This window comes from Mesorhizobium sp. B2-1-3A, from assembly GCF_006442655.1.
Taxonomy (GTDB): Bacteria; Pseudomonadota; Alphaproteobacteria; order Rhizobiales; family Rhizobiaceae; genus Mesorhizobium.
In genome coordinates, this window is sequence record NZ_VFWK01000004.1 from 551,418 (window position 1) to 575,077 (window position 23,660).

Genomic DNA, 23,660 nt, shown 5'->3' on the forward strand with positions numbered 1-23,660 from the left:
ATGACCGACAAAGACCGCCCGATTCTCGAGACGCGTTCGCTGGGAAAACGTTTTTCGATCGGCACCCGCTTTTCCGCCGAAGGCATGCGAACCGTGCATGCGGTCGACAATGTTTCGCTGAGCGTGCGGCGCGGCGAGACGGTCGGGCTGGTCGGTGAGTCCGGGTGCGGCAAGTCCACTCTGGCGCGCTGCCTGGTGAGGCTCTACGACATTACGGACGGCAAGCTTCTCTTCGAAGGCGACGACATCACCACAAAATCGCTGTCCGAACTGAGGCCGTTGCGGCGCCGCCTGCAAATGGTCTTCCAGGATCCATCAGCCTCGCTCAATCCGCGCCGGCGTGTCGGCGATCTGGTGGCCGAGCCGCTGCGAATCCATGGCAGGCTTTCGTCACGCGAAATCACCGCGCGCGTCGCCGAACTGTTCGACCTCGTCGGGTTGCTGCCGGATCATGTCATGCGGTATCCGCACGAATTCTCCGGCGGGCAGCGCCAGCGTGTCGGCATCGCGCGGGCCATCGCGTTGAACCCCGATCTTGTCGTGCTGGACGAGCCGGTCTCCGCGCTCGATGTGTCGGTGCAGGCGCAGATCGTCAACCTGCTCGCCGACCTGCAGGAGAAGCTCAACCTCACATACATCTTCATCGCCCACGATCTCTCGGTGGTGCGCCAGGTGTCGACCCGCATCGCGGTCATGTATCTCGGCTCGATCGTCGAGGAAGGGCCGGCGGAGGAGGTGTTCGCGGCCCCGGCCCACCCTTACAGCCAGGCGCTGATCTCGGCGGTGCCCGTGGTCGAGACGACGCCGAGCGGGACGCGCAAGCGCATCATCCTCACCGGCGATGTGCCGAGCCCGCTCAAGCCGCCATCCGGCTGCCGTTTCCACCCTCGATGCCCGATCGCGGCCGAGCGCTGCCGCACGGAGCGGCCGGAGCTGAGGGAGTATCGGCCTGGGCGGAAAGTTGCCTGCCACTTCCCAACGGTGTAGCCGAGCGGTCATCCTCGTATCGGCGATCGCATTCGGCCAAAAGATTTTTAAAGATTCCGTTTTTTGCATGGAACCGACTGCCAGGCGGCGCGTTTCAATGGGTTCGATCGGGCGCATCGCGATCGACCGGGAGGAAACGATGGACTACCTGCATTTCTTTTCGCCCGTGCGGATCTCGCGCGGGCAGGGACACCCTGTAGAAGAAGTGGATAGTGTCGCCGAGGCGATGGTTTTCTTGCGTAAATGGCCGACGGGACGACGTGGACCTGTGTATCAGTGCGCGCTGAATTGCTGTTCGGCCGCCCTGTCGGGACAAATGTCGGCTGAAGAGGCGAGGAAGGCATTCACGGGCTTTGCCCGGATCACGCGCCTTCTGGACGATGACATGGCGTTGCCTGTCGCCGGCGAAACCATGGCAGGCGTATACGCGCTGCGGCGATAGACGCGTCGGGCTGCTGGACGTCATTGCTGAACGTTATGGACCGCGTCCATAATGGCGGTTTATCTGTACGCTCAAGCGACGGAATAACGGTCGATCACCCAAAGCCACGAGCCGTCGCTTTGCCGCCGTGCTACTTCGCTGGTTATGTCGCCATCGGGAAAAAGGGTCGAGGTGAGTGCCAGGTCGCCGCAAATAAGCGCAGGCCGCTGTTCTCCCACGGCAAACTTCCGTCCTGACGCGAGGATCTCGGCATAGTAGCGGCGAATGGCTTCGCGGCCGCGCAGAAAACGTCCGCCGCCGCAGTCGATCACCGCATCGGGTTCGAACAAAGCGGTCATGCCATCGACATCTCCGGCATGCTGGCGCGAAATCAGCAGCGGCTCGAGATCCTGCGGATCGTAGACTGGTTTTCTTGCTGCCGAATCGCCCATGCCGGCTTCGCCTCTGCTTCGACCAGATCCTACCGTAGAATGCCCCTTTGTATTCGTGACAGCTCATGGAATGTTCTGGATCAGGCAGGCAGAGTGATGCCGGAAAGCTCGGCGCAGATTTCAAGCAGATGATCCTGAAGCGCCTTGTCGTCGGCTTGGCGGTTGGCGGCCAGCGGACGCAGATGATAGAAATAGCGGCCGGTTGCATTGGCTTGCGGTTCGTCGCTGGTAGCGAGCCAGGCCTGCGTCAAGTGCGCCTGCATCATATCGTCGGGCGCGCCGGGGCCACCCATTCTTGTGGGTACCCAGCCCGGTTCGAGCGCGTTCGACAGCACTTCGGGCCAGCGACGGGCTACCGCGAATGCCAGCATCGCATCATGCAATTTGCTCTCGGCATAGGCGGTCGAACCGTTCCAGCGGCGCTTGCGCCAGAGGATATCGTCAAGATTGGCGTCCGCATGATGGTGCATGCCTGAACTGAGGAAGACCAGCCGGTGTGGTCGCTCGATCAAGGCGGTTAGGATATAGGCCGACAATGTGTTGATGGCGAAGACGTGCGGCAAGCCATCCGCCGTAAGGCGATGGCTTTCGCGATAACCGACGGCGGCGTTGTGGATCACCGCATCGAAGCGGCCAAGTCCATTGACGCGCGTGGCGACTTGCCTAGCTCCAGCAACTGTATCGAGGTCGCCCTCCACGATCTCTTCGGCCTGAGGCAACGCCCGGCGGGCGTCGCTGGCGCGAACTGCGTTGCGAGCATGAAGGACGACCTGATGGCCTTGGCTGACGAGCAGTTCGCCCGCCATCAGGCCGAGGCCGGCGGACGAACCGGAAATGAAGATGCGAGACATGGCAATTCTCCTTGAAACTGGCCGCGTTGGTGCGCGGCGATGGTGCCTGGTCGGCGGTCAGTTTTCACGACGGCGTGCCGTGGAGACCAACACCACGCCGAGCAATGCGCTGGCGGCACCAAGCAGATAGACGGCAGCGTAACCGAACTGACCGGCCACAAAGCCCGCGACAGGTCCAGCGAGCCCGTAGGCGATATCGAGGAATGCGACAAAGGCACCCATCGCACTGCCTCTGTTTGCCGGCAGGACGCGCTTCAGGGCTTCGACGCCAAGGGCCGGAAAGATTAGCGCGCAGCCTAGTCCGGTGACCAGGGCGCCCGCCAGTGCGATGCTCTCATGCGGGGCACTCCAGATCATCAGCTGTCCGATCGCCTCGATGACCATGGACCACAGAGCGACGCGATAGCCGCCGATCCTGTCGGGCAGATGCCCGAACAAGACCCGCATGAGAATGAAGCCGATGCCGAAAGCGGTCATCACCAGACCGGCATGACCCCAGCCAAGCGCGGCGAAATAGAGCGAGGCAAAGGCGGTGAGGCCGGAAAGGCCGACGCCTTGCAGCATGAGGCCGAGACCTTCGCGCCAGATCTGACCGACGACGCGGTGGAAGGGCAGTCGTTGGCCGCCAGGCGTCATGTAAGAGGTCGAGCCAAAGGCGATAGCGGCGGCGATAAGCGGTGCCACGACGCAGGCAACCATGGCGGCATCGAGCCCATAGGCCTGATAGAGCGCCATGCCTACCGGCGCACCGACGGCAAGCGCGGCGAACATCGCAATGCCGGTCCAGGACATCGACATGCCGGCGCGCTGCGGACCGACGGAGGCGATCGACCACGAGACACAACCCGTGACGAATTGGCTCTCGCCGAACCCGGCCGCCAGGCGGCCGACAACCACGATGGCGAGGCTGGTTGCAGGAGACAGACCGGGCAGCGCGGAGACGAAATAAAGGAGGCCGGCACAAGCGCAAACGATCGCACCTTGAACCGCCGCGCGCTTGCCGCCTTGCTGATCCGTGACGCGCCCGGCATAGCCGCGCGTCAGCACCGTGGCCAGGAACTGGATGCCGATGGCCAGCCCGACGATCAGGCTGCTGAATCCAAGTTTGTCATGGATAAACAGCGGCAGCACCGGCAGCGGCAAGCCGACGCAGAGATAGCCGCAGAACAGCGCCGCGATGATCCCGGGTGCGGGACGGGAAAGATTAGCCGGCGCGGCATTCGACCGGTTCGACGCAGGGGTAGCGAGTGCTGACATGACAGCCTCCATGGGATGGGTGAGGCCGGCAGGCCGCAGCTTGTTGGGCGGCCAGCCGGATCAGGCGGATTATTTCGCAGCGGCTCCGAAGAGGCTGGCGCGATAACCGCTGGTTTCGAGCAAATGGTCGCGTGAGGCGACTGCCTCGGACGCCAGCCTGACAAGATCGATGTCGACCAGTTTGCCGGCGTGTTTGCGTATCTTGCCGGCGACCATCACGGTGTCGACGTCGGAGCGTTCGACCGCCTGGACGATCGTGCCGATCGCGTTGGTGAGCGGGAACACGGCGACATCGTCGGTGCGCACCATGATGATATCGGCCTGCTTGCCTGATGTCAGCGTGCCGATGGCGGCTTCGAGGCCGGCGGCACGGGCGCCGTTGATGGTGGCGGCTTGCAGCACCGCTTCGACGGAAATCGGCCCCGGAACGTTGGTTTCCCCCCGGAAGCGGCGATAGCGCATTGCCGAACGCTGCTGTCCGAACAATGCACGCATTTCGCCGAACAGGTCGCTGCCGAAAGCGGTGTCGAGGTCGATGCCAAGCGCCGGCGTGAGACCATGGTCGATGGCCTGCTGATAGGCGAAGCGGTCGTCGTCGAAGCCGAACAGCGCGTCGGAGCGCGGATTGACGGTCACGCTGACCCCCGCATCGGCAAAGCGCTTCCAGGTGTCTTCGGGCAGGCGCGTGCAATGATTGAAAATATTGTGCGGACCCAACAAGCCATTCTCGGTGACTTCCGCGGGCAGCTTCGCGAGGTCGCCGATGAACTCGGTCAGGATCCGCATGTCGAGGTCGCGCGCGACCTTCCACCAGTCGAGATTGAACTGGCCGAACAGTCCAACCTGCACGAGACCACCGGTGGAGTTCCAAGTGCGGGCGAGGCGTTCGAGATCGCCAGGCAAGTGCGCGCTGGACGCATTCTTGTCCATGGCGGCACCTGCCAGATGCAGCGCGCGGATGCCGGCCCCCTTGAGCGCGTTAAGTGCCGCATCGGTATGTTCGGGGCTGCGCGAACTGTGGCAGGCGTCGATGATCGTCGTTATGCCGGCATCGAGCGAGGCGGCGGCCGTCAGGCTGGTGCTGACATACATATCGTGCGGGCGATAATGCGCGCCGAGCGTTTCGGCGACGACACCGATATAGGCGAAGAGATCGTCGACATCAGGCATCAGGCGCCGCATCACGCCAAGCCACATGTGATGGTGCGCATCGATCAGCCCCGGCATGACGATGCTTGCCGTGGCATCGATCACGTCGGCGCCATCCGCCTGGATGTTTGCACCGACCGCGACGATGCGGTCGTTCTCGACAAGAACGTCTCCTGTCGCGAGATTGGGGACGGCGGCATCCATCGTTATGACGGTGCCGCCCTTGAATAACGTGCGGGGATTCTTTTGCGTGCTCATGGCTCTATTCCTTTCCAGGTGCGCGGGGACGAGTGGCGGGTTCCGCATGGCCGGCCTTATCGCTCCTGGGCGAGCTTGAATTAAGTGCTGATATGTCCGATACTTCCTGACTGAAAATCAGGAATGACCAATGGCGTTCGATGGTCGGATCTTGTCAGGGGTAAGCGTGCTGGCGGCGGTGGTCGAAGGCGGCACTTTCGTCAAGGCCGCCGAGCTCATCGGCATTACCGATTCAGGCGTCAGCCGGGCCATTGGACGGCTTGAAGCGCGTCTTGGCGTGCGGCTGCTCGAGCGCACCACGCGATCCCTGTCGCTTACCGATGAGGGCCGACGCTTCTACGAAGAAGTAAAACCCCACCTGAACGCGATCGAGGATGCGGCAATTGTCGCCTCCGGTACGGCCTCGGCCGTACGAGGCCGCCTCAAGGTGGACATCGACCCTTTCTTCCTGCCGTTGGTTCTGGCCGGCCGGCTCGGCGCCTTCTGTGATCGCCATCCCGAGCTGACGATCGAGTTCGTGTCGAAAGAGCAGTTCGGGGACTTGGTGTCGGATGGCATCGACCTTGCGATCCGTTTCGGACAGCCACGGTTCTCGACCCTCGTTGCGCGCAAGTTGATCGAGGCGCCGATCCTGACGGTCGCTTCCCCGCGATATATCGAGCGCCATGGACGGCCCGGCGATCCCGCGGATCTCTCAGCGCACCGATGCCTGCAATTCCTGGACCCGCACAGCGGCACGCCATTCGACTGGGCGTTCGTACGCGGCGAGGAAACGATCGAGGTTCCAACCAGCGGACCGCTGACCTTCACCGACCCCAAATCGATGCTGGAGGAATGCATCGCTGGAACTGGTGTCACCCAGGTTATCAGTTGGGGCGTCGGGGATCTGCTCGCGGAAGGGGCGCTGATCGATCTCTTTCCGGACTGGCATGGCGAGCTCTTCCCACTGTTTGCCTTTCACCCGTCGCGCAAGCATCCGCCTGCCAAGGTGCGGGCCTTCGTCGATTTCTGCGTCGAGGTTTGTCGGGAGCTGTAGCAACGCCTACCAAGCGAACCGGTTGAAAGAGGCAGCAATAGGCTAGATAGGGCCGCGACACCCCAATTTGGCCGATCCATTGAGACGATTGCCATGACCTTGGGTGAGGTGCTGGATCTGCTCCGCCTCACGCGGGGTTCTCAGCCCGGCAAGATGATTTCGCGACTGAGCTTGACCAGGTCACCCCGGGTGTGGCGGTTGGTCTTCTCGAATATCTTCAGCAGATGGCTTCGCACGGTGCTTGTCGCCACGCCCAGCGAGCGTGCGATGCTCGCCGTGGTTTCACCCGAGACGACGAGTTCGAAAATCCGCTGTTCGGCCGGCGTCAGTTCGTAAAGCAGGCGCATCGCGTCGGCGGGCATCTCGAGCGGCGCAGTGGCGTCGGCGATGAATACGGCCACCGTGGCCCGGCGGTCGAGACCCCCGCGCATCGTACGCTTTTCGAGCGGCATCACCTGCAGAGAAAGTGCCGTACCATCGCGGGACTTGGCCGCGATGCCAATTCCGCGCCTTCCCAACTCATGTTCTGCACGCGCCGCGGCCTGAACCGCTACCTGGAGGCGGTTCGGCACGAGTTCGCGTGGCAAGGAGAGCTTGCCGCGTACGGAGGCGATCGGATCACCGTTCCCCAGCATGGCTCGGGCTGCGGAGTTCGCATGAACTATCGCCATTTCCGCGTCAACCAGGACCACGGCCGATCGCGTGGCGTCGAGCGCGGCTTCGAATGTAGCGGCGGCCGACGCCGCGCCGTCCAGCATGCGGCTGATGATCGCTGCGCGCCGCACGTGCGGAGCCATCAAGCGCAACCCTTCCATGTGTGCTTCGGTAAGCGGTTGCGAGGACTCGTGAACGCCAAGCCCGATATTGCCCACCATTGTGCGGTCGCGCGCCAACATGATGCCGACCTGATCGACGAGGCCGAGCGGGCGCACCCATTCTTCATAGAATCGGTTGCCCTCCCAGACGTCGGGCCCTGTGATCCGCGACTGGAGAATGGGCTCCTCCAGCGGCATCTCGGCCATGCGCGCAACGCCACCCCAAAGCTCGATCACATCGTCATTGTAAGCCTGCATTCCGGCAAGGTATTCGTCGGGAATGTTGGTAGTCACTTGCACCACGGCAGTGCCGGTCGGCATCGCTATCACGGAGATTGCCCCGAGATGGAAGCCGAAGTGACCGCGCATATCGTCGAGCGCCTTCTGCCAGAGACGGGGCTCTATGACCGCATCGTAGAAAGTGCCTATCATGGCGGTGAGTTCGGAAAACTTATCTGGCAAGGTATGCTCTCCCCCGAAAGCGCCCCAATGGGTGAAATACAGCATAGTGTGGGTACGTTGGCTAGTTAGGACAGTGATCTTGTCCAATTCCTCGTTGATACATTGTCTCCGGCCTCGCCGTATCCACCAATTGGTGGATGCCGTCGTCCGCCCCGACGACTAGTTTCCAGCCGATTGCGAATCTTGTTGATCAGGCGGGGGCGTTTGGGGATGACAAAACAGTGTGGCGGGGCGAGAGACGCGTTTAAAGCTTGCGGTACGAGGGATGGCTCTTTTTCCGGATCCCCGCCGAAGATGCGATCCTTGCTCGGCGTTTCCTCGGTCGTGCTCGGCATCATGATGTCGTCAGGGACCTCGGCCCGTGCCGACGACTGCGGCGACGGCGACGGTCTAGACGGTGCCTATGCCTGCGGCGTTGACGCTTTGGCTTCGGGCAGTGCTTCCAACAGCGCGTTCGGCAATGAGGCTCACGCCTTTGACGGTGGCCGCAACACCGCACTCGGCGCCTCCGCCAGTGCCTTCAACGGGGCCAACGCCACGGCCGTGGGCGCCGGTGCCACCGCGTTCGGCAACGACACCACTGCTGTCGGCCAAGGCAGCAATGCGGGGTTCGCTGGGTCCACAGCCGTGGGCAAGGGCGTTGCCACGACGAGGGCAGACCAGGTCGCCATCGGCGGCAGCCAGGCAACCTACACGCTCGCGGGCCTGCCGTCGGCGGCCAGCACGAACGCCCAGTCCGGCACGACCTACATGGTCACGACGGACAGCGCCGGGAATCTGGCGGCCTCGACATTCGACCTGGCAACGCTGTCGTCACTGCCCGCGCAGGTGACGCAGAACAGTTCCGACATCACCGCGCTGCAAGGCACCGTGAGCGGCCACACCACCGAACTGGCCAACCACGAAACGCGCATCACCAACGCCGAGGGCGGTATTGCGCAGCACACGACCCAGATCGCCTCGCTCGACACAAGAGTGACCACGAACACTGCCGACATCGCTACCAATACCAACAACATAGCCATCAACACCGCCAATATTGCCATTAACACCGCCGATATCGCCACCAACACCACCAATATTGCATTGCTGGACGGCCGGGTGGGAAGCCTCGAAAGCGGTCTGAATGCGGTCAACGGCAGAATCGACAAGGCGTTCGAGGGCACTGCCATGGCACTGGCGATGGCCGGGAGCGGCCTTCCTGGCGACAAGAACTATGCTGTCTCGCTGAACTGGGGCACGTTCCAAGGCGAGAACGCCTTTGCAGGCAGTGCACAGGCCCGCATCAGCGAAAACGTTGTCCTGAGCGGCGGCATTGGCGTCGGCGCCAGCAACCATACTGTTGGCGGGCGGGCGGGCGTGACGGTGGCCTGGTAGTAAGGGTCAGGCCGGGCTGTTGGCTATGAGCGTTGTCGACCTGGGGGCCTCAATGTGGAAAGGCATCGCCCTGGGCGCACTGTTACTGGCGGTGCCAGCAGCTCCCATGGCATCGCCAGCACTGTCCCAGGCCTCCAGCTCGCCGGACAAGAAGGCCCAGCCCAAGCCGGCCGAGATCGACCGAAACGGTGTGCTGATCCTGACGCGGAGCGTCCTGCTGGCGCTTGACCAAGCCAACAAGACTGGCAACTACACCGTGCTACGCGACCTTGGCTCGCCCAATTTCCAGGCCAACAGCGCAGCTGGACTCGGCGATATCTTTGCGGCGCAGCGCAAGCAGGCGCTCGATTTCAGCGCGGTGGCGGTGTTGGAGCCGCAGCTAACCCTTCTGCCGCAGATCGAGCCCAACGGCATGCTGCACATGGCCGGTTTTTTTCCTTCGGCACCGTTGCAGGTGAACTTCGAACTGCTGTTCGAGCCGGTTAGCCGGCAGTGGAAGATTTTTGGTGTCTCGGTCAACCTTACCCCCGGCGGACCACAGGCGCCGGATAAGCCATTGCCCGATCATCCCAAGCCTTCGCAAGCATCGCCGCCCCCCGAAACGCCGTCGGTCGCGGTCGGGAAAAAGATGAAGGCCACCAAGCCGTAACTCCGCTGGCGTCTCGCGCATTTTGCTGTTCCTGCCGCCAACCTTACTTGCGCGGATTACGTTGCCATCGGGCTCGGATAGTGTGAAGCATTTCCGGCTTGAGATGCGTATAACGCCTCAACATCTTCCAATCCTTGTGACGTGTGACCAGTGCAACCTGTTCAATTGTAAATCCCGAGAGCCATCGGTCCGGCACCTTGGGCGGCCCGTTCTCGACCAAATCGAATGAGCCGTTCGCGATCCAATGCTGCGATGTTGCACTTCCCCAAATGTCTTCGGAGCATATCGAGGGCCACGGCCTTGGAGCGGCGAGGGGACTTGCCTACATCGCACATGTCGTCGATATGAAGGTCGATGAGTTCGCCGAAGGTTCAGGCGCGCTATACGGGACTTGGTCGGCGTCTCACCGCGATCGACTTGGCGCTCGGTTTCGGTTGCCCAGTGCCGTGCGTCGTCTCTCTGGCGTAAATTCGTGTGCACCCGGCAGGTTCTGACGATTTGATGTTAAAAAAATGATGAAAAATCAACACCATAGACTGGCCGTGGCGCCGATGATGGATGGGGAAGATACATAAATAAAATCAGTTAGTTACGAGATATTGTGTGCAAAAATAGCACACGAAAGTTCTGCTTCTCTTCTTTTTTCGTTCCCACGACGGAGCCGCCGACAGCCCTTTTCGGCGCTCTTGTGCCGACGATATTGACCGCACCAATGCGGATGTTCGCCGGGATATCCGTGAACCTCATTTGTCCGCTGCAGCGCCCAGTTTGCCTGAGCTCTTGGAAGCATTTCGACCTTTGGTAAACGCGATGGATTCAAAATCCAGTTCCGAAAGGAGTGTCGGTTCGAGTTCGACCACCCGCACCATCTTCTCAAATCTCGTTGCTGAGGGCGGCGGAGGCTGGCTGCCTAGGCCCATTCCTAATGACGTCTCGGGTGATCGCAAGCCGGAGCAATCGGACAATTGACGATAGCGCGCCGCTTCACGTCGTCGTCTGAATGATCAGCGTCAGCGTACCGTCACCATGGATGTTCGCAGCGACGACCTGCGAGGAATTGAGTCCGTTCGCCCTCAGCGCCGATGTCGCCTGCGGCGAACCATCGATGGAGTTTTGCAGGCGAAGCAAATCTTGAGCGCTGGTCTGGTTGATCACGGCATCCGCCTGCGCCTTGATTTCAGCAGGCAAATCCTCGACGGCGACAACGGCAACACCGGTGAAATCCAAACCAGGAGAGCCTTGATCAGGTGGCGTCTCTTCCGATTGCGCTTGGCCCTGCGGTGGCGTCATCTGGGGCAGCTGTGGGCCGAGGGTTTGCCCGTGGATAGGCTGCGTGATGACCGCCCCGGAAAGTGCGATAGCTATCGTCAACATCCGCATGGTCGTTCCTTCATTCGCTCAAGGGGCATTTGAAGACACCCTCATACTGAGCGATGGTTCCGCAGGGCTGGCCTCAGCGGGCGATTACGACCCAACCCCAACCGTCGAGACGCCCAAACCGAGGCCCCAGTGACGTCATCCTGCTGTTGTGTCCTATCGCGTTGGCGGTTCCGTACGGAACCGTACAATCGATTGATCTGCGTCGTGGACAGGATCAAAATGACGCCGAGATGACCATGGGGAGGAGCCGCATGAGCATCGCCAGATGGGCAATAAGACCTGTCGGTACCGCTAGGGATTTTCTGGCATCAGAGCTTCGAAATGCCCGATATGGCGATATCGTCTCGATCAAGGCGGCTATCGAGGCCGTGCGCAGGGAAGCGCCTTTTTTGCAGGATACGGACGACGAGTTGACGGAGAAGATCGTCGATCTGGCAAGGGAACGGCGGCTCGCCGTCCTTTTTGACTCTCGCGGTTGATCGATGGCCGAACGACGTGACGCCGATCGATGCCGCTTGGTATGAAACCGACAATTGGTTCATGGCAGGAAATGCGCGATCCTTGGAAAATGGAACGCCGGTTGGACGACAAACTCGATTGCAAGGCTTGCGGGACGATCCAGATGGACATTCCCGACGATGCCACGGAGTCGACGCCAATTCATTGCAGCAAGTGCGGTGCCTTTCTGGGCGAATGGGGCGAGCTGCAGGATGATTTCTACCGCCAGGCTCGCGATACCGAAGCCTTCGACCTGCGCAACGGAAACATCATCAAGAAGTAGCTGCGGCCGCAGGATGCAACAGCCTCGGCCCTGGATCGATAGCCGGTGTCGCCGCCCCTCTCCATGAATGCGCTGTGGACATTCACGATCCCGGCCGCTTCGATCTCCGGCCCTTGTCGAGGCATCACCGTGCGATAATTCTCCTGAAGGCGTGGGCGCTTCTCACTCTCCACAGGAGCCTGCCATGAAACATTAGACACTCGACCACTGCATGCTGTCGCCAAGGTTGAATCCACGGCGGCATATACGGGAATGACGCGGACCCAGCGTATCGAGCGTTGGGCCGAACTTCTCGATCAACATCCAGAGCGACACCTCGCAGCGTTTACAGGTACCGAATATTTGCACTCGGAGGAACGTGGCAGGGTGCGTGGCGAAGGATCGGCGATTGCGGTTGCCTTCGAAGACCTCGTGCTTCGCGCATCGGGCCTGAAAGACGATACCTACGGCGAAGCAAAGCGTTTCTTCGAGTTGAGCGACTGGCAATTGCACGACATCGTCTGTGACTGTCATATCGGCGCTAGATGAAAGCGCGTTGGGCCGCTGCTCGGGTTCTCGCGACGATTGGTGGTAATAGGTTCTTTGTGTGGTTGAGGCAAAAGATGGTGCGCTGACAGCAAGGAAGGTTTGCAGTCTTGTTCAGCGATCCTTCCTTGGTCGAAGCGCGGACGCCCCAATCGGCAACTCGCATATTCACCACGGACAGTCAGGGTCTGGCGGGTCGCCCGGGTAGCAAGTGGGATTCTTTGTACGAAACTTACCAAGCGGGCGCCCGGGGAACCAAATGCCTATCGAAATATTGTGCGAGCAATCCCGGCTAACCCCGGGATCGTCGGCATGAAGATCAGGCCGACAGTCTTACTTCGGGCATTGGCCGAGGAACCCATGTTTACAGACGACGTTGCGGTGAGGCGCCTGAAAACCCTGGTCGAGCAATATGTCGAAACACGCAAGAAACGCCACGATGTGGTTTCCACGGCCAAGGCCGGGGCCGCAATTCGGGAGGTGATGCCAAGTTGCCCGCTGTCGGGGAAAGCTTTCGATGATCTGATCGCGGCCTGCGCCATCGAGCACGGCCTTGGTGTGCTCTTCGACAATCCGGGCACGGCAGGCACCGAAGCTTGAGGCTGCGAGTCGGGCTTGTAGGATTGCTACGCTTTGGCATGGTGCGGACGCCGGAACTGCGCCGGCCGTACGATGACCAGCAGGAGTTGAGTCCAAATGTCTAGGTACTTTTTCTACCTTCGTGATGAGAATGGAAACCTTCGGGAGGATCCCGAGGGTCAAGAGTTTTCTGATCTCGCGGGCGCTGAGGAGAACGCGATGGCCTCGGCCAAAGAGATTCTTGCCGAAGAGCTTCTGAGCGGCAAGGCGGTGCGTACTGGATTGGCCTTCGAGATTTTTGACGAAAACCACAAGTTGGTGCTGCGCTTCCCATTTGCCTTCGCGGTACAAAGGGCCGGGACCGCTCCTTAATTTCGAATGTTGGCCCTGACAGCTGATCGCGCTTGCACGGGCACGAGCCTTCAATGCGCGTCCTACCCTTCTGCCTTGAAGTTCTTGGCTTCCTTCTCGACCTTGGGGCTGTCCTTGCCATGCTTTTTCATGAGTTCTTTAGCTTGCTTGGGTGAGACGTCAGTAGTCTCTGCCAAGCGCAGTGCCTTCTTGTCCTTGCTCTCGGTTTCCTGCTTCCTGGCCGTCATGGCTTTTGAACTCCCTTGGAGCCTGTTCCGAAATCTTTGCCGACGCGGCTATCCGAGCTTCGTTCGCTTCGACGAGAGTTCAACGAGGCGGAGCCGGGCCGGTTCCACTTATCGATAGCGACGCCTGTAGGGGCTTAGCCGGTCATGCGATCGGCCTCGGCGATAGCCCCGCTAGACCCGGTCACGTCACGCTAAGGATAATCGGGGAGCGGCCAGGAGGGCCGCTCTCCGTCAAGGTGAAGTCACGCGTCGTGGTGCTCGGGCATTTTCTTGAGTTCGTCCTTCGTCCAATTGGTCACCGCGTGCACATCGCCGTCCTCGTCACGCATGAAGTCCAACTGACTCGCCGGAACGGCCACCGGCTTGGCGCCGATGCCGAGAAAGCCGCCGACATCAATGACAACCTGACTGGCGGCCCCGGAACCGTGGACATGCGAAACACTGCCGACCTTGTTGTCGTCGGCGTCGTATATCGTGGCGTCTTCAAGAATATCCGGCGTCAGTTCGGTGCTCGTGAGACGTACATGATTGGTATGGTCCATTGTCGAACCTCCTGTTGGGTGGGAATATTTGAACCTCCCAGCAAGGCAATCGTTCCGAACGATGTCAGGGCCCCGACTGATCACCGCAAGCCCTGCTTAAATTCGGCCTCGGCCCGAATTGACTCGCAAGAGTCTGTACGAAAGCGTACGTTAGAAAATCGCCGGCAGCACAGTTTGGGCGCCGGCGCTTGGGAGCGACCATCGCACTCCTGCCCACCACGAGGCATAGGATGTCATGGCGAAGGAACCCGAGCGGCCCGGCTTGGCACCGGAGACAGTACGTACAATTGCGCGGGAATCCGGCGCTACGGAACAGCAGATCCGCGAAATAATATCGCTGGTCGGGTTTGATCGTGCGTCCATCCTGCGGGAAGCTCGTCTTCTGGCGAAGGATGGATAGTCACCGAAGCGCACGATTTTTCCACAGCAGTCAATGTCGGTTTTATACCAACACGCTGGCCCGCCTAGTGCTGCGCCGGCCAAAGTTTATGGTTCGGCACCGTCCGCTCGTTCGACGGGCGCGGCCGGCTAAGAGATCCCAGTGCTCTTGCCCAAGGGGAGAGCGTCTCGTGGATCATCAGATCCTGCAAGCCAGGAGCGAATTGTTGCGCCGCATGAGCGCAGACGATCTCGCGCGGCTGAAGCCGCATCTGGAGAGCGTCTTCCTGGAGCTGCGCGCGCCGCTGGAGACCGCGGGGCAAAAGATCGAAGCCGTCTATTTTCTTGAAAGCGGGCTTGCATCGGTGGCGGCCAAGACCTCGGCAGCGACCGAATCGGAAGTCGGAATCATCGGGTTCGAAGGCATGACCGGGTCGGCCCTGGTGATGGGCGACGACCAGGCGAACTTCGATTGCTACGTGCAGTCGACGTGCGAAGCGCTGAGGATAGCCGCCGCCCCCTTCGTCGAGGCGTTGGAAGGCAGCTCTACCTTGCGGTCGTTCCTACTGCGCTACGTCCATTATTTTCACGTTCAGACCAGCTATACCGCATCGATCAATGCGCGGCAAAGCCTCGAAGTCCGGCTGGCGAGGTGGCTTCTCATGTGCAGCGACCGAACTGTCGGTGACAGGCTTCTGATAACCCACGAGTTTCTCTCCATCATGCTCGGCGTCAGGCGTCCCGGGGTGACTGTGGGGCTGCAGTTGATCGAGAGCTATGGCTATATCCGTGCCCGTCGCGGAGAGATCACAATCCGCGATCGCAATGGCCTGCTGAAATTGGCGCGAGACGCCTACGGACCACCCGAAGCGCAGTATCGCCGGCTGGTCGGAGACCTCGGTTCAAAGAACCCTGCAAGGCAGGAACGGCCCATCGCCTGAGCGTTGGAGGAACGGGACGGGCGCGTCCGCGGCGGGGGAGTCCCTTCAGGTGCAAGTGGCCGACGCGATGATGCCGGTGAGACATCATTGCCTAAGCCCGCGCCGGCCACTGCGGCAACTTTGAGGGGATTGCCGCCTGCCGGAGGTAGAGCGCGCCAATTGGCCGGCAATTGCTTGGTAAAAAACGTACAAACATTTGATATTCAGCACCGGTTTCCCCAGTCGTATGATCGGGCGTCACCGGCTTGGGGTTAACGGCGCACCGATGGTTGAGAGTGACGCGAAGCTCCCGCCCTTATCATGGGAGGTTGGCCATGCCCCAGCCAGTAATTCCGATATCGGCGTTCGACAGCGATATTTTGCGCAACGCCTTCATCAGATCCGTCATCGAAGACAATGTGCCCGAACATAGATGGCGCGAATTGGCGTCGGACTTTATCCGTGACCTCACTAGTAGCGAGGACGTTGACGCAGAGTTGCTGGAATGGATCGTGCGGAAGTAGCGGCTAAGGCTTCCTCAACAGCCGCGCCTCGCGAACCAAGGACGCCCAATTCAATCCAAGAAAGCTGACAAGCTCGCGGGCTTGCACTTCCGTAATGCCAGTCTCATCGGCCAGACGGCGGGCCATGGTGCCTCTACCATCGATCGGCAGCTTGCCATGCTCATCAACCATCGATTGTTCCCCACTCGACCGAACGGCCTCGACAGGGAATTGTCCCGCGCCCTGCAGTAGTGGACCGACGACCACGCAAGGCGCATAATTCGCCTATGAAGCCTCACGCGCCAGACCTCGCCAATGACAATGGCAATCCGGAAGATCACCTAGCGGCCGCTACAGCGGCTTTGCACAAGGCTATGCAAGGGCTGGACGCGCCAGTTGAGTTTCTGGTGGAGGCTTTGGCCGTAAAGCCGCCTGTAGGCGCTACCAAGCCATAGGAACCATACCGACCATCCCAAATTGTCACTATAAGGCGGTCGCTACCGGCCGTCGGGGAATGGCTAGCACCTTATAGTCGCTCGAACGCCTGCCGGCCTTGCAAAACGTTGGTGAGGCCGTCGAACATGCCTTGCCATATCCGCTCGGCGTTTTCTGGACCAGCAACGCTCTGCGTCAAGGTGAGGCGACATCCCTCTGCGGTCTTAGCTATGTCGACCGCAATCCGGGCTTCGCCATGGAAATTCTTCGGGACATTCAGGGTGAACGCCAGTCGGCGCGGTGGGTCGACCCGCGTGAAATGTCCCCAATGTTTGATCATCTCTTCATTGTTCAATTCATCGACCGAGAACAATCCGCCCAGATGAGCTTCGATTTGAACCGAAATTATCTTGTTGCCCGGGCTGACGAAAAGCCAGCGACGGACGATTTCCGGAGTGACCCAGGCGGCATACACGGCCTCTCGTGCATGATCGAAAGAACGACGTGTCCGCAGCAAAACAGAATTGCTAGCTTGCGATCTAAGATTGCTGGAAACTGCCATTTGGCCTTAGCTCCGCAACTCGATCAATCGTGCCTTGTCGCGCACGATGTTGCTGGCTTTGCCAGATTCCAGCATATCTTTCAGGGCGGCAAGAACGAACGCGAACCCTCGGTCGCGGTCAAGGCGTGCTTGACCACCTCGTCCCTGCTGCCCCTAAATCCCGAGCTGACTATGGTCACCGCAGTTCCGTCGTCGACTCCCTCCAGATCGATATCGACGTTGGTTCCATCCGACCATTTCCAGTCGATCTTCCGACCCGGGATCAGCCGCGTTGCGGTGGTATCGACTTCCGCACCTGGGACCATGAACTTCGAATGGACCTTGGCTCCAGCGGCGAGGGGGGCGCTGCTCGAAGCCAGCCAGAACTGTGTCAGCCGGTCAGGCTCGATCAATGCTTTGGTGATGTCGTCAGGCGCTACCCGAATGATAATGCTCGCCCGGGCGCGAGGCTATTCGATTCTGCAGTGAGGCATTTCCTTCCTCGTTCTTGCACCGCTCAGTCAAGGCCTCCTGATTGCGTTCCAAGGCCGGTAACAGACCGCTCGGCTGGCTCGGTGGAACTGTTGTTTTATACCGCGAGGCGTCGACAGGCCAAAGCCCACAGCCGCCTCCCTGAGTGGTTCCGAACTGCTGTTGCCAAGAGTGGTTCAAACTTGAGCAATGAGGCGTATCTTATTGCGACCTTTGCCTCGCGTTGCGGTCCGATGGGAGCAGTGTGGTTGCCTTGAAGTGAGTTTGTGTCGGGGAAGGAACGTTCCTCGTTCTCGTGCATTCCCCGTTATCTGCATCCATCAACCTCCGGGATCCAAGCCTTGTTACTCAGAGACCGTGCAACCGCTATCGACGAAGCCGACAGCCTTTCTATCGTCGATCTCATTCCGGCATTGCGCGCCTTCGCGCGCACGTTCTGCCGCGTGCCGGACGACGCCGATGACCTCGTCCAGGAGACCTTGGCCAAGGGTCTTGCCAATCTCGATAAATTCGAGCCGGGAACGCGGATGAAATCCTGGCTCTTCACGATCATGCGCAACACGCATTATACGCGCATCAAGGCCGCGGCGCGCGAGGCGCCCGGTCTGCTCGACTGCGCGTCCAGCCGTCCTGTAACGGAAGCGTCGCAAGACTGGTCCATGCAGAGCAGGGAAGTTCACCATGCGATCCAAAAGCTGCCTGAACACCAGCGCGAGGTTCTGATGCTGATCGGCGTTCTCGGCGTCACCTATGAGGAGACAGCCGAAATTTGCGGCTGCGCGGTTGGAACCGTCAAAAGCCGTCTCAATCGCGCCCGGGCCAGCGTACTGGAGTTTCTGGGCGAGACGTCATCGCAAGCGTTGGTGGAGAGACGGCACCCGTTGGCCGAAAATCACTGGGATTCGGATGCCGGCTGAGGGCGATCGAACGTCAGTTCGTCGTTTCGTGCCGCCGCTTTTGGATAAGTGCGTTTTGCAGTTCGATTGCGAGTTGCGTCAGGCGATCAGGAACCTTCTCCTGCTCGATGGCGCTCAAAAGTGTTGCAATCTCTTGATCCACGCCCAGGCTGGCTTGGGCAGCGAGATCAGGTGGGCCGGTGCGAGGCATATTTTTCTCTCAACAAATGACAGTCCCTTCGCGTCACTGTCACCACAGACGGCCAACGTTTGCAATGCGCTCTCGGCAACAGGCCCGATCTGCCTCGACTCTGCACAGGATTCTGGCGAGAATTTGCAGCGTTCCGCCCGATCTCCTTAACCGGGTGCCGCAGCTGCGGTGGGATCAGTCTTCCGAAATCCCGTCGGCTGCATGGCCCTGATATTGATCTGACTTCGTGCGATCGCCGTCCAGACCGCGTTGCTCGGTATGCCGCTTTTCATGCGGTTGGAGAGGATGTCAGTTTCGCCAACTGTCACCTCGGGGAAATTGGTTGCAGCTTCTGTTCCCGAGCCTTACCCTGACTACCCGGCCTATGTGCTTCCTACCGCCGGATGCATCTTCCGCCTCTGGTTTTGCAACCGTTTCGAACCCAAACCGCGTTTTGCCTATTATGTTCCGCTGAAGCGCCGAAGTAAAAACGCGGTGCCATCCCAGCGGCTGAACGGCGTTTCGCCATCGACGATAAGCTGGATCCCGCATGCGCCGACGAGGCGCATGATGTCGGATCGGTCGAGAGCCAGCGAACCGCGATACGAGTAATTCAGGATCGCTGTCAGGCCTTCTGGTTTCAAAACCCGTGCTACCTCAAGAAAGTGCCGTTCGGCCACGCCCGCAAGCACCAGATAGGGAAAGCTGTCGACGGCCAGCACGCAGTCGAAGATCGCATCGTCAAAAGCAGCAAGATCAAAGCCAGTGGTTCGATGGAATTCCACATTGGCGATCCCAGCGCACCGTCGTCGCGCTATAGCAATCATGTTCGGCGAAATGTCTGTGCCGACGACACGGCCTACCTTGCTGTGCAGCGCGCTTTCGAACCTGCCTATGCCGCAACCGATGTCCAATATGTCCTTGTCTCCGCCGGTGAGGCCGTTCTGCTCCAGCCAGTCGACGATCTCATATGTAGCGGCCGCGAGTTTTTCCTCTTCGCCGAGCGAGGAAAGCTGCACGCTGGCAGCCGGCGAGACCGCCGATGCCCGGTCGAAGCCGCTTGCCAGTCGAGCAATGATTTTCGCTGGCGCTTCATCGCTGCCAGACTGATGGCAAACCGAAGCCGCTGTCGCGCGGATTGCATCGAGGATCTGCGGTCGATCGGCAAGCATGCCGGCGACCTGTGCCAACCATGCCCGCTGGCAAATGTCGTTGGTGTGCAGGCTCGCAGCAATTCCGGCCAGTTCGTCCGCATCGATCTCGGCGCCGACATTGACGGCCAGCCTGGCGAGGGCGACCTCGGGGGGAAGGGCGTGCAGAAGGCATCGTTCGAGCACGCTCAGCGCAACCATGCGTGGCGATTGTGCGCCGAACGCGCTCACGGCGTCTGCCGCGTCCAGATCTTTTGCATCGTCCACCGATCCAGCGCTCCCCAACTGTATTTGTATTCTTCGCGGCCGCGCAGGAAGTCGAATTCGCCTCCGCCCTCCCGGATCGCCTCGGTGATGGCGTTGCCGATCAGGATCGCACCTGGACTCTCTTCGGCATAGCTGGGGTCGAAGCCGCCGAGATAGGCATAGGCACGGCTGCGGTGGTGAAAACCGTAGTAGGCGCCGACAACGGCGTTGTCGATTTTTATCGTCCAGCATCGTGCCAGACCGTTGGCATAAAGCCGTGGCAAGGCGTCGCGATGAAATCCGACGGCTGCTGAATCTGCCAGCACGCCGCCGCCATGCCCGGCCCAGCGGGCGCCGTGCAGACGGGTGAGCTCGTACAGGAAAAGCTCGGGATCGGTTTGCGCCGGCGCGATCTCGACTCGGCCTCGCCGAAGAGCTGCGTTGTGGGCGCGTCGCAATTGACGTCTCCTTCTGGAGGGGACAGATCCGGCCAGGGTTTCATCGCCGGCAAGAGCGAGTATCGGACAAGCGGCGTGTCCCGCATGCTGCTCCTCCCGCGTGCCGGCAATCGCCATGGCAGAGGCGGTGGATCCTGCCGGCAGATCCGGCAGGATCCACTGCGACCAGTCCAGCGAGAGCACCGCCTCCGCGATCGCGGTACCGACATGCGTCTCCGCGCCGGGGGCGCACAGAATATCGAGATAGTCGCTGAGCGAAATTCCAACCGGCAGCAGCCGTGATCCCCCAGCGTCCCGTTCGACGTAAAGGGGCGCCAGACCGATAAGATCGTTGCCGCTCCACACTGCGATCACCGCGAGATCGCCCGGCGTGAACGCACGCCACCACGGCAGCAGCCAGGCGGGCGACTGGAAAGGCGTCGCCGAGGCGCTTTGCGACCACAACCGCCACCAGTCGGATTCGATGCTCTCGAATGAATCCTGGTCGCGGATGATCTCCGTACGCGAACTGTTCACTCGGCGGCTCCGCGCCACCGGCCCGGTGCGCCGAGCTTGGCCAGTTCCCCATAGGCATCCATGTAGGAAGACACCATGCGTTCAAGCGAAAAGCGGCGGCGTGCCTCTGCCCGGCAGGTCTCATTGTCCAGTTCAGCCGAGGCGACGATAGCCTTCCTCATTTCATCGATGTCGTTGACGAGAAAGCCGGTCCGGCCGTGTTCGACGACATCGGGCAGGGCGCCGTTGGGAAAGGCAATGACAGGCGTGCCGCAGGCAAGGCCCTCCATGGCGACGAGCGAACTCGTCTCCGCGGCAATGCTCGGCACCACCAGGCAACGGGCAGTGTTGAGAAGACGTCGCTTGGCGCGGAAGCCGAGTGGCCCGAGGAAACGCCGATGCCTGTCGAGCCGGGGACGGACCTCATCGTCAAAGTACCGGATATGCGTTTCATACGGATAAAGCCGGCCGCCGATGGCCAGCGGGACTTGCGCCTGGCTGGCGGCTTGCAGCGCCAGATGAATGCCCTTTTCCGGACAGATGCGACTGAGTAGGAGCGCGAAGTTGCGCCGGGACGACGGCATGCTGAGCGCTTCGGTATCGACGCCATTCGGGATCGGCGCTCTCAGCCGGGCTCCCACCGGTGCGGTTCCATGCTGCGCCTGCGAGACCGTATGTAGCCAAAGATCGTCCCGCGACGGCGCAAGCGTCTCAGCCGGATACCAGTCGAGCGGCAGGTGCAGCGTCACCAACGTCGGGCCGTCCTCGGGCAAATAGGCATCAAAGTCGATGCCGTGCAGGTGAACGACGTCGATCGGCCAGCGTGCCCGCGCCTCGGCAATCGCCTTGCGCTGCGCATTCTGGGCCCGGCTCTTGGCCGCCTCGTCCAGGGTTCCCGTTTCGGCGGGTATTTCGACCAGTGTGCCGGCGGCACGCGATCCTTCGCAACCGACAACGATGGAGCGATGTCCTTCCCGCACCAATGCACGATCGAGCATCGACAGCACCTGTTCGGCGCCGCCGACCGCATCAGGCCCGACCGGTGCCAGCGGATAAGCGACGTTGAGCACGGTGAGAGTCATGGGCGATCGAGCCCGAGTTCTTCGAGCAGGACCTGCGGGTGTTGATCACAAGCAGGCATGGCGGGTTCATGCAGCCGAAGCTCGAGGCGCGGGTGCCGTGGCAGCGGCAACCCCTGGCGCATAACGGCGGGTCATCGCTGCACAGAATTCGGCGAACTCCTCAGGTATTTGCGGCGCGCTGGTGTGGTGCGGTTGCAGGCCGCGATGCTCCGGCGTGAAGCAGAAGGTGACGGTGACGTCAAAATCCGCAAGCGCCGCCATCTGCCTGTCGAACCAGTCGAGTGCGTTCGGCCTGAAACTGTCTGCCCAGGAAAGACCGGTCCGCAAATTGGTGACGCCAAGCCTCTTCATCCACGCGACCGCGTCGTCCAGGCGAGGGTCTTCGAAATGGAACCACTGTACCAACCCCATCTGCGGTGTGTGACGCACGAACTCTTCAAGCGCCGGCTTGGGCGTGCCATCCTCGCGCAGCAGGCCCATGTAGAAGTGGCGGTAGTAGGAAGAGCCCTCCGCTTCGCGGTGGCGGGTCGTCGCGCCCCATGCACGCGGCAGATCGTAGAGACTGTACCACTGGATGCGCGGGGCGTTGCCGAGCAGCAATTCGGCTGTCCGACGCAGGCCCCAGAGCTGGATTTCCTCGGCGCCGAAGGTGGAGACGCCGACTTCGCTGACCCAGACCGGCAGATCGGTGACAGCCGAAATCTCTCCAAGCTTCTGCGGCCATTCGTGAATCTGCCAGAGGTTCCAGTCGAGCGGGAAGCCATGGACGGCGACGGCATCGACATGGTCGAGCACGCCGAATTCCTTCATGCGTGTCACGAAACCGGCATCGATCGGAGATATCCCGCCAAGCACCTTGGTGAGGGCGGCGTTCTCCCTGGCGATGGCATCGGCGGCGAGGATAGCCATTTCGGCGAAACGGCTCCAGTCCGGATCGAGTTCGGGATCCCAATGGGACTTGTTGTTGGGCTCGTTCCAGATCATCGCGGCTTCAATCATGGGTTCGTCCTTTCGCGGGATAGACGGCGCCGCCGCCGCCCGGTTCGCCGGCAACACGGCAGAAAAACACCTCATCTTCCGGGTGCTGCAGGATTTCGAAGCCGGCGCTTCGCAGCATCGCTTCGGTGCAGGAGCGGTTGGGAATCCACCAGTTGGTCGGATCGTCGGCGTAGCGATGCTCGATGAAATGCAATTTCGGAAAAGCGGCGCGATCGAACAGATCATGCGTCCAGAAATGATAGTTCTCTTCGACGGGGAGAGTCTCGTTGCTGCCGCGCTGCATGGACTGGAAAACCAGGAGGTCGTTTGCGACATGCTGGCGGATGAGATCGAGTGCCAGCAGCGGATGGCGCAAATGGTAGAGCACCCCCATGAACAGCACGATGTCGAAGGTCTCACCCAACGCGCCGACGTCATAGACCGAGAGCTGGCGGAACTCGATCTGGCAGTCCGCGATCTCGGCGGCAAAACGCGCCTGCGCCAGATATGCTTCATCGAAGTCCATGCCCAGCACGCGTTCGGCGCCGCGCCTTTTCATCTCGATGGAGTAGAATCCGGCATTGCAGCCGATGTCGAGCACGGACTTGCCCGACAAATCGTGCGGGATGGCGTCTGCGAATTTTCGCCATTTGATGAAGGGGTAATTGCCGAGGAAATGATCGGGGGCGGTCTCCACGCCACCCAGTTCCATGTTGTGGAACCACGGCCCAAGAGCGTCGATGCGAGCCTTTAGCTCGGCATTGGAATGCAGCAT

At 60.9% G+C, this 23,660-nt stretch carries 28 protein-coding genes and 1 pseudogene; 13 read left to right on the plus strand and 16 right to left on the minus strand.

The window, feature by feature from the left end; genetic code table 11:
- Both FJ977_RS18355 and FJ977_RS18360 read left to right on the plus strand, forming a co-directional pair.
- Positions 1-987: a dipeptide ABC transporter ATP-binding protein gene (locus tag FJ977_RS18355; RefSeq protein WP_140773628.1), complete on the plus strand. Its 987-nt coding sequence runs from the start codon at positions 1-3 to the stop codon at positions 985-987.
- A 139-nt stretch (positions 988-1,126) separates the two neighbouring features.
- Positions 1,127-1,429: a DUF982 domain-containing protein gene (locus tag FJ977_RS18360; protein WP_027051844.1), complete on the plus strand. Its 303-nt coding sequence runs from the start codon at positions 1,127-1,129 to the stop codon at positions 1,427-1,429.
- A gap of 71 nt (positions 1,430-1,500) precedes the next feature.
- Here FJ977_RS18360 and FJ977_RS18365 read toward each other — a convergent pair whose 3' ends face one another.
- The 4 genes from FJ977_RS18365 to FJ977_RS18380 form a co-directional block, all read right to left on the minus strand.
- Positions 1,501-1,860, minus strand: a complete 360-nt coding sequence (locus FJ977_RS18365; protein ID WP_140773630.1) for a nuclear transport factor 2 family protein — start codon at positions 1,858-1,860, stop codon at positions 1,501-1,503.
- Between the two features lie 80 nt (positions 1,861-1,940).
- Positions 1,941-2,711 carry an SDR family NAD(P)-dependent oxidoreductase gene (locus tag FJ977_RS18370; RefSeq protein ID WP_140773632.1) on the minus strand — a complete coding sequence of 257 codons (771 nt, stop codon included), beginning with the start codon at positions 2,709-2,711 and terminating at the stop codon, positions 1,941-1,943.
- A 57-nt stretch (positions 2,712-2,768) separates the two neighbouring features.
- Positions 2,769-3,968: an arabinose transporter gene (locus tag FJ977_RS18375; protein ID WP_140773634.1), complete on the minus strand. Its 1,200-nt coding sequence runs from the start codon at positions 3,966-3,968 to the stop codon at positions 2,769-2,771.
- A gap of 69 nt (positions 3,969-4,037) precedes the next feature.
- Positions 4,038-5,375: an amidohydrolase family protein gene (locus FJ977_RS18380; RefSeq protein WP_181179932.1), complete on the minus strand. Its 1,338-nt coding sequence runs from the start codon at positions 5,373-5,375 to the stop codon at positions 4,038-4,040.
- Between the two features lie 130 nt (positions 5,376-5,505).
- On the opposite strand from FJ977_RS18380, the gene FJ977_RS18385 reads away from it, so the two are divergent.
- Positions 5,506-6,411, plus strand: coding sequence for a LysR family transcriptional regulator (locus FJ977_RS18385; RefSeq protein ID WP_140773638.1), 906 nt, complete (start codon positions 5,506-5,508; stop codon positions 6,409-6,411).
- Positions 6,412-6,551: 140 nt separating this feature from the next.
- Here the strand turns inward: FJ977_RS18385 and FJ977_RS18390 are convergent, their stop codons facing one another.
- Positions 6,552-7,688, minus strand: coding sequence for a helix-turn-helix transcriptional regulator (locus tag FJ977_RS18390; RefSeq protein WP_181179934.1), 1,137 nt, complete (start codon positions 7,686-7,688; stop codon positions 6,552-6,554).
- 303 nt (positions 7,689-7,991) lie between these two features.
- Here FJ977_RS18390 and FJ977_RS35830 point away from each other — a divergent pair, with 303 nt between their 5' ends.
- Positions 7,992-9,065: a YadA-like family protein gene (locus FJ977_RS35830; protein ID WP_181179936.1), complete on the plus strand. Its 1,074-nt coding sequence runs from the start codon at positions 7,992-7,994 to the stop codon at positions 9,063-9,065.
- Positions 9,066-9,171: 106 nt separating this feature from the next.
- Positions 9,172-9,714 carry a hypothetical protein gene (locus tag FJ977_RS18405; RefSeq protein ID WP_246683206.1) on the plus strand — a complete coding sequence of 181 codons (543 nt, stop codon included), beginning with the start codon at positions 9,172-9,174 and terminating at the stop codon, positions 9,712-9,714.
- Positions 9,715-10,698: 984 nt separating this feature from the next.
- On the opposite strand, the gene FJ977_RS18415 is transcribed toward FJ977_RS18405, so the two are convergent.
- On the minus strand, positions 10,699-11,094 hold the full coding sequence (locus FJ977_RS18415) for a hypothetical protein (RefSeq protein ID WP_140773645.1): 396 nt from the start codon (positions 11,092-11,094) through the stop codon (positions 10,699-10,701).
- Positions 11,095-11,345: 251 nt separating this feature from the next.
- Between FJ977_RS18415 and FJ977_RS18420 the strand changes: the two genes are divergently transcribed.
- The 5 genes and pseudogenes from FJ977_RS18420 to FJ977_RS18440 all read left to right on the plus strand — a co-directional run bounded on the left by FJ977_RS18420 (position 11,346) and on the right by FJ977_RS18440 (position 13,351).
- Complete coding sequence (locus tag FJ977_RS18420) at positions 11,346-11,573, plus strand: hypothetical protein (RefSeq protein WP_140773647.1); 228 nt, start codon at positions 11,346-11,348, stop codon at positions 11,571-11,573.
- 29 nt (positions 11,574-11,602) lie between these two features.
- Positions 11,603-11,875: a hypothetical protein gene (locus FJ977_RS35835; protein WP_172219740.1), complete on the plus strand. Its 273-nt coding sequence runs from the start codon at positions 11,603-11,605 to the stop codon at positions 11,873-11,875.
- Positions 11,876-12,082: 207 nt separating this feature from the next.
- A pseudogene (locus FJ977_RS18430) lies at positions 12,083-12,489 on the plus strand (hypothetical protein).
- Between the two features lie 223 nt (positions 12,490-12,712).
- Entirely contained in the window at positions 12,713-13,000 is a 288-nt protein-coding gene (locus tag FJ977_RS18435) for a hypothetical protein (protein WP_246683152.1), read from the plus strand.
- Between the two features lie 96 nt (positions 13,001-13,096).
- Positions 13,097-13,351 carry a hypothetical protein gene (locus FJ977_RS18440; RefSeq protein ID WP_140773648.1) on the plus strand — a complete coding sequence of 85 codons (255 nt, stop codon included), beginning with the start codon at positions 13,097-13,099 and terminating at the stop codon, positions 13,349-13,351.
- Positions 13,352-13,413: 62 nt separating this feature from the next.
- On the opposite strand, the gene FJ977_RS18445 is transcribed toward FJ977_RS18440, so the two are convergent.
- Together FJ977_RS18445 and FJ977_RS18450 are read right to left on the minus strand one after the other, a co-directional pair.
- Positions 13,414-13,578 carry a hypothetical protein gene (locus FJ977_RS18445; RefSeq protein WP_140773650.1) on the minus strand — a complete coding sequence of 55 codons (165 nt, stop codon included), beginning with the start codon at positions 13,576-13,578 and terminating at the stop codon, positions 13,414-13,416.
- Positions 13,579-13,820: 242 nt separating this feature from the next.
- Positions 13,821-14,120 carry a PRC-barrel domain-containing protein gene (locus FJ977_RS18450; RefSeq protein ID WP_140773651.1) on the minus strand — a complete coding sequence of 100 codons (300 nt, stop codon included), beginning with the start codon at positions 14,118-14,120 and terminating at the stop codon, positions 13,821-13,823.
- 569 nt (positions 14,121-14,689) lie between these two features.
- Here FJ977_RS18450 and FJ977_RS18455 point away from each other — a divergent pair.
- The gene (locus FJ977_RS18455; RefSeq protein ID WP_140773653.1) at positions 14,690-15,439 is read left to right on the plus strand and encodes a Crp/Fnr family transcriptional regulator; all 750 of its coding nucleotides are present in this window, start codon (positions 14,690-14,692) and stop codon (positions 15,437-15,439) included.
- A gap of 314 nt (positions 15,440-15,753) precedes the next feature.
- A complete protein-coding gene (locus FJ977_RS18460) occupies positions 15,754-15,942 on the plus strand; it encodes a hypothetical protein (RefSeq protein ID WP_140773655.1) in 189 nt (62 codons plus the stop codon).
- Between the two features lie 505 nt (positions 15,943-16,447).
- On the opposite strand, the gene FJ977_RS18465 is transcribed toward FJ977_RS18460, so the two are convergent.
- Both FJ977_RS18465 and FJ977_RS18470 read right to left on the minus strand, forming a co-directional pair.
- Positions 16,448-16,918 (minus strand): SRPBCC domain-containing protein, encoded by a 471-nt coding sequence (locus FJ977_RS18465; RefSeq protein WP_140773657.1) that lies wholly within the window; start codon positions 16,916-16,918, stop codon positions 16,448-16,450.
- A gap of 80 nt (positions 16,919-16,998) precedes the next feature.
- The gene (locus FJ977_RS18470) at positions 16,999-17,349 is read right to left on the minus strand and encodes an SRPBCC domain-containing protein (RefSeq protein ID WP_140773659.1); all 351 of its coding nucleotides are present in this window, start codon (positions 17,347-17,349) and stop codon (positions 16,999-17,001) included.
- 408 nt (positions 17,350-17,757) lie between these two features.
- On the opposite strand from FJ977_RS18470, the gene FJ977_RS18475 reads away from it, so the two are divergent.
- Entirely contained in the window at positions 17,758-18,306 is a 549-nt protein-coding gene (locus FJ977_RS18475; protein WP_140773952.1) for a sigma-70 family RNA polymerase sigma factor, read from the plus strand.
- A gap of 13 nt (positions 18,307-18,319) precedes the next feature.
- Here FJ977_RS18475 and FJ977_RS35840 read toward each other — a convergent pair whose 3' ends face one another.
- The 6 genes from FJ977_RS35840 to FJ977_RS18500 all read right to left on the minus strand — a co-directional run bounded on the left by FJ977_RS35840 (position 18,320) and on the right by FJ977_RS18500 (position 23,660).
- Positions 18,320-18,496, minus strand: a complete 177-nt coding sequence (locus FJ977_RS35840) for a hypothetical protein (protein WP_181179940.1) — start codon at positions 18,494-18,496, stop codon at positions 18,320-18,322.
- 440 nt (positions 18,497-18,936) lie between these two features.
- A complete protein-coding gene (locus tag FJ977_RS18480) occupies positions 18,937-19,893 on the minus strand; it encodes a class I SAM-dependent methyltransferase (protein WP_246683155.1) in 957 nt (318 codons plus the stop codon).
- Positions 19,854-20,864: a GNAT family N-acetyltransferase gene (locus FJ977_RS18485; RefSeq protein WP_246683156.1), complete on the minus strand. Its 1,011-nt coding sequence runs from the start codon at positions 20,862-20,864 to the stop codon at positions 19,854-19,856. Before FJ977_RS18485 ends, FJ977_RS18480 begins: the two co-directional genes overlap by 40 nt.
- Positions 20,843-21,907 carry a glycosyltransferase gene (locus FJ977_RS18490; RefSeq protein WP_140773661.1) on the minus strand — a complete coding sequence of 355 codons (1,065 nt, stop codon included), beginning with the start codon at positions 21,905-21,907 and terminating at the stop codon, positions 20,843-20,845. The genes FJ977_RS18485 and FJ977_RS18490 overlap by 22 nt, the downstream gene beginning before the upstream one ends.
- A 66-nt stretch (positions 21,908-21,973) precedes the next feature.
- Positions 21,974-22,906 carry a beta-xylosidase gene (locus FJ977_RS18495; protein ID WP_140773663.1) on the minus strand — a complete coding sequence of 311 codons (933 nt, stop codon included), beginning with the start codon at positions 22,904-22,906 and terminating at the stop codon, positions 21,974-21,976.
- Positions 22,899-23,660: a TIGR04290 family methyltransferase gene (locus FJ977_RS18500; RefSeq protein ID WP_140773665.1), complete on the minus strand. Its 762-nt coding sequence runs from the start codon at positions 23,658-23,660 to the stop codon at positions 22,899-22,901. The genes FJ977_RS18495 and FJ977_RS18500 overlap by 8 nt, the downstream gene beginning before the upstream one ends.

What these genes read in the sequence shown, in the direction of transcription:
- FJ977_RS18355 (WP_140773628.1), top strand. Translation starts at nt 1, where the DNA reads ATGACCGACAAAGACCGCCCGATTCTCGAGACGCGTTCGCTGGGAAAA.
- FJ977_RS18360 (WP_027051844.1), top strand. Translation starts at nt 1,127, where the DNA reads ATGGACTACCTGCATTTCTTTTCGCCCGTGCGGATCTCGCGCGGGCAG.
- FJ977_RS18365 (WP_140773630.1), bottom strand. Translation starts at nt 1,860, where the DNA reads ATGGGCGATTCGGCAGCAAGAAAACCAGTCTACGATCCGCAGGATCTC.
- FJ977_RS18370 (WP_140773632.1), bottom strand. Translation starts at nt 2,711, where the DNA reads ATGTCTCGCATCTTCATTTCCGGTTCGTCCGCCGGCCTCGGCCTGATG.
- FJ977_RS18375 (WP_140773634.1), bottom strand. Translation starts at nt 3,968, where the DNA reads ATGTCAGCACTCGCTACCCCTGCGTCGAACCGGTCGAATGCCGCGCCG.
- FJ977_RS18380 (WP_181179932.1), bottom strand. Translation starts at nt 5,375, where the DNA reads ATGAGCACGCAAAAGAATCCCCGCACGTTATTCAAGGGCGGCACCGTC.
- FJ977_RS18385 (WP_140773638.1), top strand. Translation starts at nt 5,506, where the DNA reads ATGGCGTTCGATGGTCGGATCTTGTCAGGGGTAAGCGTGCTGGCGGCG.
- FJ977_RS18405 (WP_246683206.1), top strand. Translation starts at nt 9,172, where the DNA reads ATGGCATCGCCAGCACTGTCCCAGGCCTCCAGCTCGCCGGACAAGAAG.
- FJ977_RS18415 (WP_140773645.1), bottom strand. Translation starts at nt 11,094, where the DNA reads ATGCGGATGTTGACGATAGCTATCGCACTTTCCGGGGCGGTCATCACG.
- FJ977_RS18420 (WP_140773647.1), top strand. Translation starts at nt 11,346, where the DNA reads ATGAGCATCGCCAGATGGGCAATAAGACCTGTCGGTACCGCTAGGGAT.
- FJ977_RS35835 (WP_172219740.1), top strand. Translation starts at nt 11,603, where the DNA reads ATGCCGCTTGGTATGAAACCGACAATTGGTTCATGGCAGGAAATGCGC.
- FJ977_RS18435 (WP_246683152.1), top strand. Translation starts at nt 12,713, where the DNA reads ATGAAGATCAGGCCGACAGTCTTACTTCGGGCATTGGCCGAGGAACCC.
- FJ977_RS18440 (WP_140773648.1), top strand. Translation starts at nt 13,097, where the DNA reads ATGTCTAGGTACTTTTTCTACCTTCGTGATGAGAATGGAAACCTTCGG.
- FJ977_RS18445 (WP_140773650.1), bottom strand. Translation starts at nt 13,578, where the DNA reads ATGACGGCCAGGAAGCAGGAAACCGAGAGCAAGGACAAGAAGGCACTG.
- FJ977_RS18450 (WP_140773651.1), bottom strand. Translation starts at nt 14,120, where the DNA reads ATGGACCATACCAATCATGTACGTCTCACGAGCACCGAACTGACGCCG.
- FJ977_RS18460 (WP_140773655.1), top strand. Translation starts at nt 15,754, where the DNA reads ATGCCCCAGCCAGTAATTCCGATATCGGCGTTCGACAGCGATATTTTG.
- FJ977_RS18465 (WP_140773657.1), bottom strand. Translation starts at nt 16,918, where the DNA reads ATGGCAGTTTCCAGCAATCTTAGATCGCAAGCTAGCAATTCTGTTTTG.
- FJ977_RS35840 (WP_181179940.1), bottom strand. Translation starts at nt 18,496, where the DNA reads ATGCCTCGCACCGGCCCACCTGATCTCGCTGCCCAAGCCAGCCTGGGC.
- FJ977_RS18490 (WP_140773661.1), bottom strand. Translation starts at nt 21,907, where the DNA reads ATGACTCTCACCGTGCTCAACGTCGCTTATCCGCTGGCACCGGTCGGG.
- FJ977_RS18495 (WP_140773663.1), bottom strand. Translation starts at nt 22,906, where the DNA reads ATGATTGAAGCCGCGATGATCTGGAACGAGCCCAACAACAAGTCCCAT.
- FJ977_RS18500 (WP_140773665.1), bottom strand. Translation starts at nt 23,660, where the DNA reads ATGCTGCATTCCAATGCCGAGCTAAAGGCTCGCATCGACGCTCTTGGG.